This window comes from Amnibacterium sp., assembly GCF_025463795.1.
Lineage (GTDB): Bacteria > Actinomycetota > Actinomycetes > Actinomycetales > Microbacteriaceae > Amnibacterium.
Map to the genome: position 1 here is coordinate 1 of NZ_JAODBE010000056.1, position 15,547 is coordinate 15,547.

The window sequence follows — 15,547 nt, forward strand, 5'->3', positions numbered from 1 at the left end:
ACGACTCCCAATCGATGTTCGGCGCCCTGCTCGGGGACGAGGACGACGGGCGCTGGCTGCTCGCCCCGCAGGCGATCGGCGCGACGTCGACCCGTCGGTACGGCGGCGACGACTTCACCCTCGTCACGCGGTGGGAGACCGGCGAGGGGGCGGTGGAGGTCCTGGACTTCCTGCCGCGCACCGACGGTGAGCCGAACCTCGTCCGGCGGGTGCAGGGCATCCGTGGGCGGGTGATGATGCGGGAGGAGCTGCGGATCCGCTTCGGGTACGCGAGCGCCGTCCCGTGGGTCATGAAGAACCGCACGGCGCGTCCGCCCGCACTCGTGGCGACGGCCGGACCCGACTCGGTCGTCGTCCGCGGGCCCGAGCTGCAGGCGGAGGGCACCAAGCACATCGCCGAGTTCGAGGTGGGGGAGGGCGACACCGTCGACCTCACGCTCACCTGGTACGCCTCCCACAAGGCGCCGCCCGCGCCGCTGGACGTCGAGATGGCCATGCGCCGCACCCACCGCTGGTGGGCGGACTGGTCGCGCCGCAACACCTACGCGGGGCCCTACGAGGACGCGGTGCGGCGCAGCATGCTCGTGCTCCGCGCGCTGACCCACGCCGAGACGGGCGGGATCGTCGCCGCCGCCACGACGTCGTTGCCGGAGCAGTTCGGCGGTCCGCGCAACTGGGACTACCGGTACGTCTGGCTCCGCGACGCGTCGCTCACCATCTCCGTGCTCGTCCGGCACGGCTACCGGGACGTCGTGGACCACTGGCGGCAGTGGCTGCTGCGCACCATCGCGGGCGATCCGGAGGACCTGCAGATCATGTACGGCATCGCGGGGGAGCGGCGCCTCAACGAGTTCGAGCTCGACAGCCTGCCCGGATACGAGGGCTCCAGCCCGGTGCGGGTCGGTAACGCGGCCTCGCTGCAGTACCAGGCGGACGTGATCGGCGAGGTGATGGTGGCCCTGCAGGAGGCGCGCGCCGCGGGCATCGAGGAGACCCCGCTGTCGTGGTCGCTGCAGCGGGCGCTGATGACGTACCTCGAGGACCGTCTCGGCACGAAGGACCAGGGCCTCTGGGAGGAGCGCGGCGAGCCGCACCTCTACACGCAGGGTCGCGCCATGATCTGGGCGGCGCTCGACAGCGCCGTCCGTGGGGTGCGCGACCACGGCCTCGACGGTCCCGCGGACCGCTGGGAACGCCTCCGCGACGAGGTCCGCTCCGACATCGAGCGGCACGGGTTCGACGCGCTCCGCAACACCTACACGCAGTACTTCGGCTCGGGAGAGGTCGATGCCTCCTTGCTGCTGCTCCCCCAGGTCGGCTACTGCGCGCCCGACGACCCGCGGATGCTCGGGACCGTCGCGGCGATCGAGCACGACCTGATGCAGGACGGCTTCCCGCTGCGGTACCGCACGGGGGAGTCGGCGGACGGACTGCCGCCGGGGGAGAACCCCTTCCTCGCCTGCGGCTTCTGGCTCGCGGAGCAGTACGCCCGCTCCGGCCGGGTCGGCGACGCGAAGGCGATGATGGACCGGCTGCTCGCCGCCTCGTCCGACCTCGGTCTGCTGAGCGAGGAGTACGACACCCGCGACCGACGGCAGGCCGGCAACACCCCGCAGGCCCTGTCGCACCTCGCGCTCATCCGGACGGCGGATGCGATCGGCCGGGCCGAGCGGGAGGAGGCCGCGCCGCAGCGGCTGCCGACCGGCGGGCGCTGAGCCGCAGCCCTCGTCGTCGGGAACGGCGCACTCCGATAGGCGGCGGTGGCCCGCGCGGATGGCGCCGCACGACCTCCCGCAGGTCGCGCTCGCGCAGCGGATGGCCGGCGCGCTCCAGCCGGTCGACGAGCTCCGTTGTCGCGCCAGGGCTCATCCCGAGCCGCCCGGCCGGACCGGTGGGCCGGAGGGAGGCCGGCGACCCGGCGACCCGTCGATGCAGCCCTAGCGGGACCCCAGGTCGTTGCCGACCGAGCAGGTCTGCTGCGCGGCGGTCTGCCCCACCACGGTGTCGGGCAGATCGACCGTGTCGCCGGACGGGGCGGACGACGACGGGGTCGGCGCCGGGCTGGGCGAGGCCGTGGATCCGCCCTGCACGACCGAGCCCTGCCCGTCGGTCGCACCCTTCTGCTTGGTGCTGAGACGCAGGGTCTTGTCCGCCTTCACCGCGTCGACGAGGGCCTTCGCGGCCGTCGTGTTCGGGGTGAGGCCGTCGCCGGAGACGACCGTCGGATACTGCACCAGCACGAAGCGGTCGAGCGAGATCGGTGCCACCGCGCGCGCGATCGACACCATCGTGTCGAGGTTCGCGAGCGTCGACGACAGCACCATGCTGTTGGCGGCGGCCTTCGCCAGACCGTAGAGCTTGGTCACGTCGGTGAGCGTCGCGCTGCTCTTCGCCTTGCGGACGAGGGCCGACAGGAAGACCTGCTGGGAGCTGATCCGTGTGAGGTCGCTGCCGTCGCCGACGCCGTGCCGGGTGCGCAGGAACTTCAGCGCCGTCGGGCCCTGCAGGGTGTGGCTGCCCGCCGACAGGTGCAGCTGCGTGTAGTCGTCGTTGATCGCCTTGGCGACGCAGACCTGTACGCCTCCGACCGCGTTCGACATCTCCACCACGCCGTCGAACGTGATGAGGGCCGCGTACGGGACGGAGATGCCGGTGAGCGCGGCCACCGTGTCGCGAACGCAGCCCACGCCCCCGTACTCGAGCGTCGAGTTGATCTTCACGTCCGTCTCGGGCTGGAGGTTCCGGCCGGGATGATCGGGATCCGCGCACGCCGGCACGTTCACGTAGAGATCGCGCGGAAAGCTCATCACGGTGGCTTTCGAATGGTCGTCGCTCACGTGGATGAGGATGTTCACGTCGTTCAGCGTGCTGCCGGGATTGTCGCCGTAATGGCCCTTCTGCCCGTTCCGGGTATCGCTGCCGACGAGCAGCAGATTCACCGCACCCGAATACGCACCGATGGTGGGCACCGAACCGCCTCCGGTGCCGATGTCGACCTTGTTCGCATTCAACTCGCCCGCCACCCGGGTGAATGCGATCGCACCCACGGACACTGCGGAGACGAGCAGCACGCAGAGCCCGATCGCGACGAGACGGACGACCGACGCGACGGGATTGGCATTCTTCAGCCGTCCGTGCTGCGCAAGAGGGCGAATTGCGGGTGTTTCCACCGTTTTGCCCCCACTTCCCGGGTCGGAACGTGCCTCTCACTGGGGACCCCCAGCCTCGGGACCCGCAAGTACGTTCGATCAGGGGCCCGGAAACCGAATCCTATCGGCGCGTTTCACCTGAACCGGTCACGGTTCGCTGCGGAGTCCCTCTGCCTTTTCCCACCACACAGATCGACGTACCGCTACTCATGCACTCCTTCCGAATCGTCTCCATCGCCGCCGCCCTGACCGCCGGGGCGTGCGCGCTCGTCGCCGTTCCGGCGACGGCGGCCACCGCGGCCGTCGGCCCGACACCCGCTCCGACCTCGACGCCCGCGCCGACCCCGGCGCCCGTCCCGACGCCGATCCCCGGTGAGCCGTGGGCCACCGGGCTCGGCCACGCGATCGGCCACACGGCGACCAGCCGGATCATCCATCTCCTCGGATCCGACTTCACCCACCTCGTCGAGGTGGACGTGAACGGTGCCCCCGCGACGCAGCTCACGGTGCTGGACGACTCGAGCGCCACCTTCTTCCTCGACGTCGCGCCCGGTTACCAGCCGGGTGCCGTCTCGATCTCGCTCGTCTCGGACGACGGCACCGTCGTGCCGACGCTCGTGAAGTTCACGTACAAGGTCACCAACGGACTCGACAAGCAGATGGCGTACGCCTTCTCGCACTGGAACCTGAACTCGAGCGCCCGCTTCGGCTACATCACCGACAACGACTGCGCGAACTTCACCAGCCAGACCCTGCTCGCCCGCGGCTGGAAGCAGTCGTCGCAGTGGTTCGACTCCGGCGCGGCCCGGAGCACGAAGCTCCCGATCGCCAGCGCGACCTGGGTGTCATCCACCGCGATGAGCAACTGGCTGCACAAGCGCACGGATCTCGCCGTGCACCTCGGCTACAACCAGGCCGAGCGCGATCAGGTCGTCGTCGGCGACATCGTGCAGTTCAACTGGGACAGCAAGAAGTACCCGGGCGCCTGGCTGCACACGGCGGTGGTGTCCAAGGTCGTGACGATGCCGAACGGGCACCACGACATCTACTACGTCGCCCACACGAACAACGCGCAGTACGGCGGCAGCACGCAGTACTTCGCCACCCACATGACGAAGAACCTGCGCATCCAGTTCTGGCACCTGAAGAAGTAGCCGGCACCGCCCGCACCTCGACCAGCGGTCGGAACGCAACCCGGAGCAGGAACGGCGCCGGGTTGCGCGAGGACCCCTGCTCAGGGCAGGTGGCGCTCCAGGAGGCTCAGGTCCGCCGGCCCGAGGCGGCCCTTGCCGGTGTTCGCCTGGTGCCAGTACGGGTAGAGCAGGGGCACGCCGCTCACGTCGTCGAGGCGCCGCAGCTCCTCGGCCGAGAGCGTCAGATCGGCGGCCGCGAGGTTGTCCCGCAGCTGGTCCTCCGTCCGTGCACCGACGATGACGGAGGTCACCGCGGGCTTCGCCAGCGTGTACGCGAGCGCGACCTGCGCGGCGGAGACGCCGTGGCCCTCGCCGATCGCGACGAGCTCGTCGATCGTGCTGTAGAGCCGGTCCTCGTCGTGCACGGGCGGCTCGCTCCACCCCTCGAACCGGCGCGTGCCCTCCGGGGCCTCCTGGCCCCGCCGGTACTTCCCGGAGAGGAGGCCGCCGGCGATGGGGCTCCAGACGAGGATGCCGAGCCCCTGGTCGAGGGCGATCGGCACGAGCTCGGACTCGGCGTCCCTGGCCTGCAGCGAGTAGTAGATCTGCTCGGAGACGAACGACTCGTAGCCGTGCTTGTCCGACGTCCAGAGGGCCTTCATCAGCTGCCACGCGGTGTAGTTGGACGACCCGATGTAGCGCACCTTGCCGCTCGTGACGAGCGCGTCGAGGGCGGCGAGCGTCTCGTCGAGCGGCGTGAGGCCGTCCCACTCGTGCACCTGGTAGAGGTCGATGTGATCCGTCCTCAGGCGACGGAGGCTCCCCTCCGCCGCGCGGACGATGTGGTGGCGCGAGAGGCCGGCGTCGTTCGGCCCCTCCCCCATGTCCCCGCGCACCTTCGTGGCGACGAGCACGTCCTCGCGGCGGGTGCCGAGCGCCTCGCCGAGGATCTGCTCGGACAGGCCGCTCGAGTAGACGTCCGCGGTGTCGTAGAGGTTCACGCCGGCCTCGAGGCAGATGTCGATCTGCCGCCTCGCCCCCTCCACGTCGAGATGCCCGATGGGGCTCGCCCATCCGGTGCCGCCGAATCCCATGGTTCCGAGAGTGATCGTCGAGACCCGAAGGCCCGACCGTCCGAGCTGCCGATACTCCATGGGGACGAGCCTACGGATGCGCGGCTCGCAGCTCGCTGACGACGGCCGCTAGCGGAGGTCCTCGAGGTAGACGCGGATGATGTCGTCGAACGAGTCCTCCGGCCGCAGCCCGAGCGCGGCGGCCCGGTCGGTGCGGATGCGAGCCGGCCAGGTGGCGACCATCGCCGCCACGCCGGGATCCACCCGCCAGTCGATCAGGTCGCTCGTGCCGGGGCCGGCGACCCGGTCGAGCGCCTCGGCCATGAGCCGCGGCGTCGTGGTGAGTCCGGGGAGCGTGACGGCGGCGCGGCTCCCCCACGTCGACGCGTCGACGGCCGCCGCGGTCAGGATCCCGTCGAGGGTGCGCCGCGGCGAGGAGAGCACGACCTCGGTGTCCGGTGGCACCGGGCAGACCGCACGGACCCCGGCGAGCGGCTCCCGCACGATCCCGGAGAGGAAGCCGGACGCGGCAGCGTTCGGACGTCCCGGCCGCACCGAGACCGTCATGAGACGCACGGTACGGCCGCGCACGAACCCCTTGCGTGTGCAGTCGGCCACGAGCAGCTCGCCGATGAGCTTCTGCGTGCCGTAGCTCGTCTGCGGCCGCGGGAAGGTGTCGTCCCCCACCTCGCCGACGGGCGGCATCGCGGGGTCCTGGCCGTAGACGGCGACCGAGCTCGAGAACACGAGCACCGGCGGCACCGCGTGAGCGCGGCAGCGCTCGAGCACCGCGCGTGTGCCGTCGACGTTGCCCGCCATCCCCGCGTCGAAGTCGGCCTCGGCCGCGCCGCTCACCACGCCCGCCAGGTGGAAGACGACGTCGACGTCGGGCTCCTCCGGCATCCGATCGGTCAGGCCGCCGATGCGCACCCGGACCCGCGGATCCGCTACCAGGTCAGCCGGCGGCTCGACGAGGTCGAGCAGCACGAGCTCGTCGACGGGCGCCGCCGCCGCGCCGTCGACCGCCAGCCTGCCGTCGGCGAGGATCCTTCGGGCCAGCAGCGACCCGAGGAACCCGGCCCCGCCCGTGATCAGCACTCTCATCCGTTCCTCCTCCTGCTCGCGGCGACGAGCCGCGCGACCACCGTCGCGAGCGCGTCGTCGTCCCCGACGTTGCCCGCGAACACGACGTAGGGCAAGCCCGCCGCCGGCCCGTCGACGGGCTCCCAGAGCGACACGATCCCCGGCAGCAGGGTGCCGCGCGCCCAGGCGCGGCGGATGCCGAGCGCGACCGTGGCGGTGTCGGACGAGGTGATCCCGCCCTTCGCGACCACGAACGCGGGCGGGCGCCGCTGCACGACCTCCGCGACGACCCGGCTCATCGCCGAGCTGACGCGACGGGCGATCGCGAGGCTGTCGGCCTCGTCCGTGCCGCTGATCCGGGCCCGGGTCGTGCTGAGCACGACGAGGTCGCCGTCCTCGGCGGCGAGGATCCGCTCGCGCAGGTCGGTCACGACGGCCTCCGGGGCCTCGAGCACGGCGCCGACATCGAGCACCACCTCGGTCCCGCGGACCGCCGAGCGCAGCCGCTCGAGCTGCCGGGTTGTGCGGCCCACATGCGAACCCACCACGACCAGGCCGGCGCTGCCGGGACGCACGAGCGCGGCGAGCCGCTCGTCGTCGATCGGCGGCGACGCGGCCTGCCCGAGCCGGGCCCGCACGTAGGAGGGGCCGGTACGCAGCAGCAGGCGCCGCCCGCCACGCTCGGCATCCAGCTCGGCGACCGCGACGGCGCGGAGATCGTCGTCGGTGAGGACGTCGGGGACGACCACCGATCCGGCGGCGTCCGTGAGCGCGGCCGCGAGCGCCCCGTCCCCGCCGCGCACGGCCGTGAGCGGCACCTCGGTCACCGCTGCGGGACGGCCGGACTTCTCGGCCACCCAGTCGGCGAGCCGCGAGTTGCGGAAGCCGAAGGTCGCGTCGGCGGCGAACTCGCTGTCGCCGACCGGCGTCCAGGCCCCGCCGTCCACCACCCAGTGCACGCCGTCCACGGTGACACGGCCGGCGTCGATGTAGGCCGGCACGAGCAGCACCGCGTCGACCGGTCGGCCGTGGTCCTGCACGACGTCGGCGAGCACATCGGTCTCGAGGGGGAAGTGCCCGCGGAGCGTCGAGTCGCTGCGGCTAGCGAAGGTGATCCCGACGCCGAGCGCATCCGCCGCGTCGAGCGCCGCCTCGGCGACGTCGCGGTTCCTGGCAGCGGCGTCGGCCGGGGAGAGGCTGCGGCTGTTGGTGAGCACGAAGAACCCCGCGCCGCCCTGCTCGAGCGCCCAGGTCAGATCCTCGCGGGTCCAGGCCGTGAGCACGGGGACGTCGGCGACCGTCTGCGTTCCGGTCGGGTCGTCGTCGAGGACGACGAGCCGCCGGGCCCCGGCCAGCCGCTCGCGCACGGCCTCGGCGGGGACGGCGCGGGCGGGGAGCGCCGCGGATGCGGGAGCGGCGCCGTCGGTCATCCCACCGATCCTGCCAGTGCCTCCCTCTCCGCCTTCCGAGCCTGCGGCCGGTCGCCCTTGCGGCGGAGGGTCAGCATCACGGCGCCCGCGGCCAGGAGGCAGACGGCGAGGAAGATCGAGGCGCCCACGAAGCTGCCGCCGCTCGCATCCTGGGCGATCCCCGCCACGTACGGCCCGACGAAGCCGCCGAGGTTGCCGACGGCGTTGATGAACCCCATCGCGGCACCCGCGACCGCAGCGGGCATCGCCTGGGATCCCGACGCCCAGAACGGACCGTCGTAGGCGAGCGAGCCGGCCACCGCGATGCTGATGAACACGATCGCGACGACGGGCGCCGCAGCGCCGGTGACGACCGAGATCACGAGCGCCACCGCGCCGACCGCCATCGACAGGGCCACGTGGGTCGAGTACCGGCCGCTGCGGTCCGCGAACCGCGCGTTGAACCAGAGGCCGGCGATCGCGAGCACGTAGGGGATCGCCGTCACGAAGCCGACGACGAGCGGCACGCCGCCCGTGATGGCCCCGATGACCTTCGGCAGCCAGATGTTGACGCCGTAGAACCCGATCTGGATGAGGAAGTAGACGAGCGTCAGCCGCAGCACGACCGAGTTCGTCACGACCTGCTTCATCCCGAGCCTCGGCTGGTCGCCTTCCTGCGCGCGGTCCGCGGCGAGCGCCTCCTCGATGTAGGCGGTCTCCTCGGGGGACGCCCACTTCGCCTCGCTCGGCCGGTCCGCGATGAGGAACCACCAGAGGGGGGCCGCGATCACGAACGGGAACCCGCCCTCGATCACGAACAGCCAGCGCCAGTCGGAGAAGGAGAGGATCCAGCCGGACAGCGGCGCGGTGATGATCGACGAGATGGCGATGTTCATCATCCAGAACGCGTACGCCCTCGCCCGCTCCGCCGCCGGGAACCAGTGGCTGATGAGCACGAGGATCGCCGGCCAGATGCCGGCCTCGGCGACGCCTAGCAGGAAGCGGGCGACGAGCAGCTCGCCGAGGTTCTGCACGAAGCCGGTCGCGATCGCGACGACGCCCCAGACGAAGAGCATGATGCCGACGAACTTCTTCGCGCTCCAGTGCTCGGCGAGATGGCCTCCGGGGATCTGGAGGACCAGGTAGCCGACGAAGAAGATCCCGGCGGCGAGCCCCTGCTGGGCGGCATCGATGCCGAGGTCCTTGTGCATGCCGTTCAGGGCGAACCCGATGTTCGTCCGGTCCATGAACGAGATGATGTAGACGATGATCGCGACGGGGATCAGCCGGGTCCATCGTGCGCGTCCGACGTGCTCCACGCGCTCGAGATCGTTGCCCATGATGCCTCCCTGCATCAACTCCGTTGGCCGAGTGCAACGGTATGGAGCGTGGCTGGACGTTCAGGGGGATGGCCCGTGACGGATGCTGGGAACCGGGGTGTCGTGCTGCCGGACGCGCTCGCGTGGCTCCGGGCGGATCCTGCGGGGCGTGCGTGGCTCGACGGCCTGCCCGCCCTCGTCGCGGCCGTCGCCGCCGACTGGGGGCTGCGGGTCGAGGCCCCGTACGCCGACGGGTTCGCGTCCCTCGCCCTCCGGGTGCGTACGGCGGGGGCGGTGCCGGCGGTTCTGAAGCTGCAGTTCCCGGATCGGGAGAGCCGCGCCGAGGCGGATGCGCTCGCGGCCTGGAACGGGAACGGTGCCGTGCGCCTCCTCGAGTCCGACCCGCGCCGCCGCGCGCTGCTGCTCGAGCGGTGCGAGCCCGGCACCTCGCTGCTCGAGGCGACCCCGGCGGTGCGGCTCGACGTGCTCGAGGGACTGCTTCCCCGGCTGTGGGTCGGCGCCCCCGCCGGCGTCGGCACGCTCGCCGACGAGGCCGCCCGGTGGGCCGGCGACCTCGAGGCCTCCTGGCAGCGGAGCGGAGCGGGCCTGCCTCGCGCGATCGTCGACGAAGCGCTCACCGCGCTGCTCGAGCTGCCGGGGGAGCAGGACGAGGCCGTGCTCCTGAACCAGGATCTCCACGCCGGCAACGTGCTCGCCGCGGCGCGCGAGCCGTGGCTCGTCATCGACCCGAAGCCCCTCATCGGCGAGCGCGCCTTCGGGCTCGCGCCGGTGCTGCGGGACGTGGGCCGGCACGCTCACTCCGCCGTCGTCCCGGCCCTCGACCGGCTGAGCGCCGGGCTCGGCCTCGACCGCGAGCGCTGCCGCCGCTGGGCCCTGGCGCAGACCGTGGCGTGGGGCTTCGACGGGAAGGCCGTCGACCCGGTGCACGCCGCGGTGGCCCTGGTGCTGCACGCCGCCCGCTGACCCGGCCGCGTCCGGTTCCTCGTGGAGCCTGGACGCGCGCCTTCCGGCCCGCGGCGGGCGAGGGTCTCAGGACCCGAGGCCGATGACGACCAGGACCGCGCGGACGAGGAGGAGGAGCAGCACGACGGGGCCGACGAGGCGGGCGACGAGCGGGACGCCGAACCGCAGCCGTCGGCCTCGGTCGCCGATCCGGTCGCGCCGGTCCGCGCGGCCGTCGCGGTATCGGACCGTGCGCTTCGCCGTCGAGACGCCGACGGTGGACAGCAGCGCGGAGGCGAGGGCGTACGTGCGCGGATCCGTCATGCGGAACGGGCCCCTGGCGGCGAGAAGCAGGTGGTCGTCGACCACCTCGACGTCGAACTCCGCGGCTCGGTCGATGAGCAGCGCCATCAGGTCGGGCGTGAGCAGGTAGAGCGCGTCCGCCTCGTAGCGGCTCGGGCAGTGCAGGGTGAAGTACCGGTCGAAGTCGCCCTCGAGCGACAGCACCTGGTCGGTCGGGAGGCGCCACGGCAGGGTGGAGCGGCGGAAGCCGTCGCGGTTCGCCCGCGAGAGCAGCAGCATGTGCGGCATCCGCCGGGGCAGGCCGACCCGCATGAACCCGAACCGGCGGAACCGGCCCTGGCCGGTGGCGCCGGCGAACTCGTAGTTGCCCATCTCGAACCCGAGGCCCTCGTCGCTGCCGACGAGATCGGTCACCCGGCGACGGCGCCCGGCGGCGAGGAGCAGCCCGATCGCCGGCGGCTCCCGCACCTCGGGCACGTAGGACAGCCCCGACGCCGCTGCGAAGCGAGCCAGGCGCGTGCGTCGGACCCATGGCGCCCGCAGCCGCACGTCGCGCCGCAGGATCTGGATCAGGGCGCGGCAGACGACCCAGGTCAGCAGCACGACCAGGCCGGCAGCGACCGGCGCGAACCATGCCGCCGTCGCGGACAGCCCGTCGAGGGCGCCGAGCACGGCGGCGATGGCCAGGAAGAGGAGGAAGACGGCGACGGCGACCGTGAAGAGACCCGCCACGCAGCTGAAGACGATGGCGGCGAGGGACGTCAGGACGCGCGCGGGCGAGGCGCCGGATGCGGGGTCGACGGCGAGCACGTGGCGGCGGTAGGCGCGCACGGCCGAGCGGTCGACGGGCGCCGCGAGGAGGCGTGCGGCGTCGCGCGCCTCGCGGGTCGTCGCATCCACCAGGGCAGCCTCGGGTGCGTGCCCCTGGCGATCCAGACCCCCGTTCGGGTCGGGGACTCGGCGAGCGGAAGCGCTCAGGTGCGGCGGCCGAGGAGCAGGCGGTCGATGGTCCATCCGGCCAGCACCACGAGCACGACCGCGCCCGCCATCGAGAGCAGTCCGGGCAGCCCCCGGATGATGCCGAGGCTCACGATGAGCGTGGTGGCACCGGCGGGCGGATGCTCGAGGCGGAGCAGGGTGAGGATCGCGGTGGTGAGAGCGACCGAGAGCGCGCCCGCGACGAGGTACGGCGGGGTGAGGCCCGCGTCGGGCACCGACGGCGCGGACGACAGGCCGAAGACCACCAGGCAGAGCGCCCCGGCGACCAGCGCGACGCCGTGCCCGACGAGGGCGTTCAGCGGTCGAGAAGCCCGCTGACGCGGCGACTGGAAGAACAGCATCACGGTCGGGCCGAGGCTGGGGAAGAGCCACGGCTGCTTCAGCGCGAGCCCCACCGCGCCGGCGAGCGCCAGCACGAGCAGGCTCGCGAGCGCTGCGTACAGCGCGCCGCCCTGGCGGTTCCGCACCACGCCCTCGAGCGGGCCGCCCGACAACCGGTCGAGCGGCGCCGCCCCCGCCCGGCTCATCCCGCCACCACCAGCGCCTGGGGCGCGGCCTGCTTCATGCGGGTGGTCAACCAGCCGACCTGCACCTGCGTCTCCGCCTCCCGGTCCGCGATCACCTGCTGCAGCTCCTCGTCCCGCAGCGCCGCCGCGGCCTGCCCGACGAGCGTCCAGGTCATGTCGACGAAGGAAGCCAGCAGGTGCACGTCCTGCAGGTCGCGCAGCAGAGCGAGTGGCCCGGACCGCGGGTGCGGGAGCGCGGCCGCATGCAGGCGCTCGGGCTCGTCGCTCGGCTCCGAGCCGTAGCGGTCGACGAGCGGCTGCATCGCCGCGACGTGCTCGTCGCACTGCGACGCCAGCAGCTCGCAGGTGGCCCGGACGTCCGGCTCGTCGCCGTGCCCGTCGGCAACGGTACGGAAGGAGCTCGCGAGCTCCTGCTCCGCCCGCTGCAGCATCCCGAGGTAGACCGGCAGCTTCATCGGCGGCCCCCCTCGTCGGGGGCCGCCGGCGGCTCCGTCTCGCGGGGCCGCTCCTCCACCTCGGCATCCGGGCCGCCGGCCGTAGGCCGCACGGCCGAGGCGTCGGCCGGGCGCGACGCGGTGTTCGTGGGCGCAGGCGCCGGGCCGACCGAGTCCGCGACCTTCTCGATCCGCACCGCGGCCACCTTGAGGATGGGCTGCTTGGACACCGGGTCCCACTCGGTCTCCGTCAGCTCGTTCGCGGCGGTCGGCCGGTCCCCCGGCCCCGATCGATCCTGCTCCCAGTAGCCGTAGTGGAACGGCGCGAACACGGTCCCCGGCCGCACGTCGCCGACGCGCAGCGGGACCACGATCTCCCCCCGGCGCGACGCCACCCGCACGAGGTCGCCCTCGCCGAGCCCGAGGCGTTCCGCGTCCGGCACCGACATCTCGACCCAGGCCGAGGGCGCGGCGCGGTTCAGCTGCTTGGCGCGGGCCGTCTTGGTGCGGGTGTGGAAGTGGAAGACGGTGCGACCGGTCGAGTAGAGGAACGGGTACTCGTCGTCCGGCGCCTCGGTCGCGGGGTGGTACGCGGCCGGTTTCAGGATCGCGCGGCCGTTCGCCTGCAGGGCCCGGAACTTCAGCGGGCCGACGGTGGCGCCGGTGAGGAGGTCGTGGCCGAACGACTCCGCCCTGTCGTACTCGGTCGGGAAGATCCCGTCGCCGTAGAGCCGGTTCGTGCCGTCCGGATGCTCGTCGTTGCACGGCCACGGGATGCCGGTCCCGCCCCGCAGCTTCTCGTAGGAGAGGCCGGTGTAGTCGCAGAGGCGACCGCGGGTGCACTCCTGCCAGGCCCTGAACGCGTCCTCGGGACCGGTCCAGTCGAGCAGGGGCCGCCCGTCGTCGCGCCGGAAGTCCATCCGCCTCGCGTAGTCGAGGAAGATGTCGAGGTCGCTGCGGGCCTCCCCCGGCGGCTCGACCGCCTTGTCCGACAGGTGCACGGTGCGGTTCACGTTCGTGAAGGTGCCCTGCTTCTCGCCCCACGCGGCCGCCGGCAGCACGACGTCCGCGTACCGGGCGGTCTCGGTCAGGTACAGGTCCTGCACGACGAGGAACAGGTCCTCCTTCTCGAGGATCTTCCGGATCCGAGGCGCCTGCGGCATGGAGACGGCCGGGTTGGTCGCGCTGACCCAGAGGAACTCGATCGAGCCCTGCTCGCAGTACCGGAAGATCTGCATCGCGTGGGTGGGCGGTGCCCAGTGGGGGATCGTGTCGGGATGCACGCCCCACAGCTCGGCGAGCTCCTGGATGTGCTCCGGGTTCTCCCAGTTGCGGAAGCCGGAGAGGTCGCCGTCGGCTCCCGCCTCCCGGTTGTTCTGGGCGGTCGGCTGCCCGTTCATCTGCAGGATGCCGTTCCCCGGGGTGCCGATCCTCCCGCGCAGCAGGTGGAGGTTGTTCACCTGGCAGCTGGACGCGGTGGCCTGGGACGACTGGTAGAAGCCCTGCAGCACCGTGGAGAGCACGCGGTCGCTGGTGCCGAAGATCTCGGCCGCCCGCCGCACGTCGGCCGGGTCCACGCCGCAGGTGTCCGCGACCCGCTCCGGCGTCCAGGGCGCGACCGTGCTGCGCAGCTCGCCGACCCCGACGGTGTGCGCGGCGATGTACTCCTCGTCGATCCAGCCGTGCGCGAACAGCTCCCGCACGAGGCCGTTCATCAGCGCGAGGTTCGTGCCGGGCCGCACCGCGAGGTGCACCTCCGCGTGCCGCGCCACCTCGGTCTCGCGAGGATCCACGCACACCAGGCGGGGCGGGTTCGGGCCGGCGAGGCGGTCGAGCACCCGCATCCAGAGCACCGTCTGCGTCTCGGCCATGTTGTGGCCGAACAGGAACATCGCGTCGCACTCGTCGATGTCGCTGTAGCTGCCGGGTTGGCCGTCCGAGCCGAAGCTCTCCTTCATCGAGGCCGCCGCGGTGGCCGTGCAGAGGCGCGTGTTGCCGTCCATGTGGGGCGTGCCGAGGCCGGCCTTCCCGATGATCGCCTGCGCGTAGTACTCCTCGAGGAAGAGCTGGCCGCTCGTGTAGAAGCCGTGGCTCAGGGGCCCCTTCTCCGCGAGCAGCTTCCTGCTGCGCTCGACGATCCGCCCCATGGCGGTGTCCCAGTCGGTCTCCACGAGCGCGCCGCCCATCCGCACGAGCGGACGCGTGAGGCGGTCCCCGTTTCGCACGCCCTGCCAGCTCGCGAAGAGGCCCTTCGGGCCGAGCCGTCCATGGTTGACGAGGTCGGTCGCGCGGCCGCGCACCCCGACCATCTCCCCGTCCTTGACGGCGATCTCGAGCCCGCAGCCGTTGCTGCAGAGCACGCAGGCGGAGGCGACCCAGCGGTCGACGTCCGCCTCGGTGACGCCGTCGGCGAGCCGCAGGTCCACCCGGACCGGCCAGCGCTCGCCGCGCGCGAACGCGGTCCGCGTGCCCCAGATGTCGGCGATCCGATCGACCATCGCTTCCCTTTCCCTGCTACAACCACTGGAGGGTCCCGCGGTCGTCGGGGAGGGCGCTGAAGCGCGGTCGAGAGTTCCCCGGGGGCGTCAGGCGGGGGCGGCGACGCCGATCCGGGTGCCGGCGGGATCCGCGAAGTGGCCGACCATCACCCCGCCCGCAGCGTTCACGACGGGTCCGAGCAGCCGTCGGCCGCCCAACCGCTCCGCCTTCGCGAGCGCGCGTTCCACGTCGGGCACGCCCACGTAGAAGACCGCGCCCGCCGGGAAGCCGGCGCCGCCGCCGATGCCGACGGGCACGCTCGCTGCGGCGTCGCCCGGCGGGATGAACGCGTACTCGGTGGTCGCCGACACCTCGGGCGCGACGGGTGCCCCCGCGGGCGAGTCCCAGCCGAACAGCTCGGCGTAGAACCGTCGGAGGCGCTCCGGGTCCGGCCCGATGACCTCGACGTGGACCACAGGCGCGCGCATGGGCCCACGCTAAGGCCGGTGTCCCCTCCCGGCGAGCGCGGATCCGGCGGTCGGTGTCGCAGGAAGCCCAGCGATACTGCGCCGGATGCCCCGCGTCGTGATCGTGCCCGGCCTGGCGGCACGCGGTGGCGCCGTGCGGGCGGCGCGTGCCGCACGGCTCCGCGCGCGCGACGTGCAGCTGCTGCGCGC

At 72.6% G+C, this 15,547-nt stretch carries 13 protein-coding genes; 3 read left to right on the forward strand and 10 right to left on the reverse strand.

What is annotated here, in order from left to right; translation table 11 throughout:
- On the forward strand, positions 1–1,715 hold a 1,715-nt coding region (locus JWQ92_RS05125), incomplete at its 5' end, for a glycoside hydrolase family 15 protein (RefSeq protein WP_297343388.1).
- Between the two features lie 222 nt (positions 1,716–1,937).
- Here JWQ92_RS05125 and JWQ92_RS05130 read toward each other — a convergent pair.
- Positions 1,938–3,170: an LCP family protein gene (locus tag JWQ92_RS05130; RefSeq protein ID WP_297343389.1), complete on the reverse strand. Its 1,233-nt coding sequence runs from the start codon at positions 3,168–3,170 to the stop codon at positions 1,938–1,940.
- Between the two features lie 188 nt (positions 3,171–3,358).
- On the opposite strand from JWQ92_RS05130, the gene JWQ92_RS05135 reads away from it, so the two are divergent.
- The gene (locus JWQ92_RS05135; RefSeq protein WP_297343390.1) at positions 3,359–4,303 is read left to right on the forward strand and encodes an amidase domain-containing protein; all 945 of its coding nucleotides are present in this window, start codon (positions 3,359–3,361) and stop codon (positions 4,301–4,303) included.
- A gap of 80 nt (positions 4,304–4,383) precedes the next feature.
- Here the strand turns inward: JWQ92_RS05135 and JWQ92_RS05140 are convergent, their stop codons facing one another.
- The 4 genes from JWQ92_RS05140 to JWQ92_RS05155 are packed head-to-tail and all read right to left on the reverse strand — an operon-like array spanning position 4,384 to position 9,187.
- Entirely contained in the window at positions 4,384–5,436 is a 1,053-nt protein-coding gene (locus JWQ92_RS05140; RefSeq protein WP_297343391.1) for an aldo/keto reductase, read from the reverse strand.
- A gap of 48 nt (positions 5,437–5,484) precedes the next feature.
- Complete coding sequence (gene denD / locus JWQ92_RS05145) at positions 5,485–6,459, reverse strand: D-erythronate dehydrogenase (RefSeq protein ID WP_297343392.1); 975 nt, start codon at positions 6,457–6,459, stop codon at positions 5,485–5,487.
- On the reverse strand, positions 6,456–7,868 hold the full coding sequence (locus tag JWQ92_RS05150) for a four-carbon acid sugar kinase family protein (protein WP_297343393.1): 1,413 nt from the start codon (positions 7,866–7,868) through the stop codon (positions 6,456–6,458). The genes denD and JWQ92_RS05150 overlap by 4 nt, the downstream gene beginning before the upstream one ends.
- Positions 7,865–9,187, reverse strand: a complete 1,323-nt coding sequence (locus tag JWQ92_RS05155) for an MFS transporter (protein WP_297343394.1) — start codon at positions 9,185–9,187, stop codon at positions 7,865–7,867. Before JWQ92_RS05155 ends, JWQ92_RS05150 begins: the two co-directional genes overlap by 4 nt.
- Positions 9,188–9,262: 75 nt before the next feature.
- Here JWQ92_RS05155 and JWQ92_RS05160 point away from each other — a divergent pair, with 75 nt between their 5' ends.
- Complete coding sequence (locus tag JWQ92_RS05160) at positions 9,263–10,150, forward strand: aminoglycoside phosphotransferase family protein (protein WP_297343395.1); 888 nt, start codon at positions 9,263–9,265, stop codon at positions 10,148–10,150.
- Positions 10,151–10,216: 66 nt separating this feature from the next.
- On the opposite strand, the gene JWQ92_RS05165 is transcribed toward JWQ92_RS05160, so the two are convergent.
- The 5 genes from JWQ92_RS05165 to JWQ92_RS05185 all read right to left on the reverse strand — a co-directional run bounded on the left by JWQ92_RS05165 (position 10,217) and on the right by JWQ92_RS05185 (position 15,358).
- On the reverse strand, positions 10,217–11,332 hold the full coding sequence (locus tag JWQ92_RS05165) for a hypothetical protein (protein ID WP_297343396.1): 1,116 nt from the start codon (positions 11,330–11,332) through the stop codon (positions 10,217–10,219).
- Positions 11,333–11,406: 74 nt separating this feature from the next.
- Positions 11,407–11,958: an HPP family protein gene (locus JWQ92_RS05170; protein ID WP_297343397.1), complete on the reverse strand. Its 552-nt coding sequence runs from the start codon at positions 11,956–11,958 to the stop codon at positions 11,407–11,409.
- The gene (locus tag JWQ92_RS05175) at positions 11,955–12,413 is read right to left on the reverse strand and encodes a hypothetical protein (protein ID WP_297343398.1); all 459 of its coding nucleotides are present in this window, start codon (positions 12,411–12,413) and stop codon (positions 11,955–11,957) included. The genes JWQ92_RS05170 and JWQ92_RS05175 overlap by 4 nt, the downstream gene beginning before the upstream one ends.
- Positions 12,410–14,890, reverse strand: coding sequence for a molybdopterin oxidoreductase family protein (locus JWQ92_RS05180; RefSeq protein WP_297343399.1), 2,481 nt, complete (start codon positions 14,888–14,890; stop codon positions 12,410–12,412). The genes JWQ92_RS05175 and JWQ92_RS05180 overlap by 4 nt, the downstream gene beginning before the upstream one ends.
- 87 nt (positions 14,891–14,977) lie before the next feature.
- Positions 14,978–15,358 carry a VOC family protein gene (locus JWQ92_RS05185; RefSeq protein ID WP_297343400.1) on the reverse strand — a complete coding sequence of 127 codons (381 nt, stop codon included), beginning with the start codon at positions 15,356–15,358 and terminating at the stop codon, positions 14,978–14,980.
- Positions 15,359–15,547 lie beyond the last annotated feature (189 nt).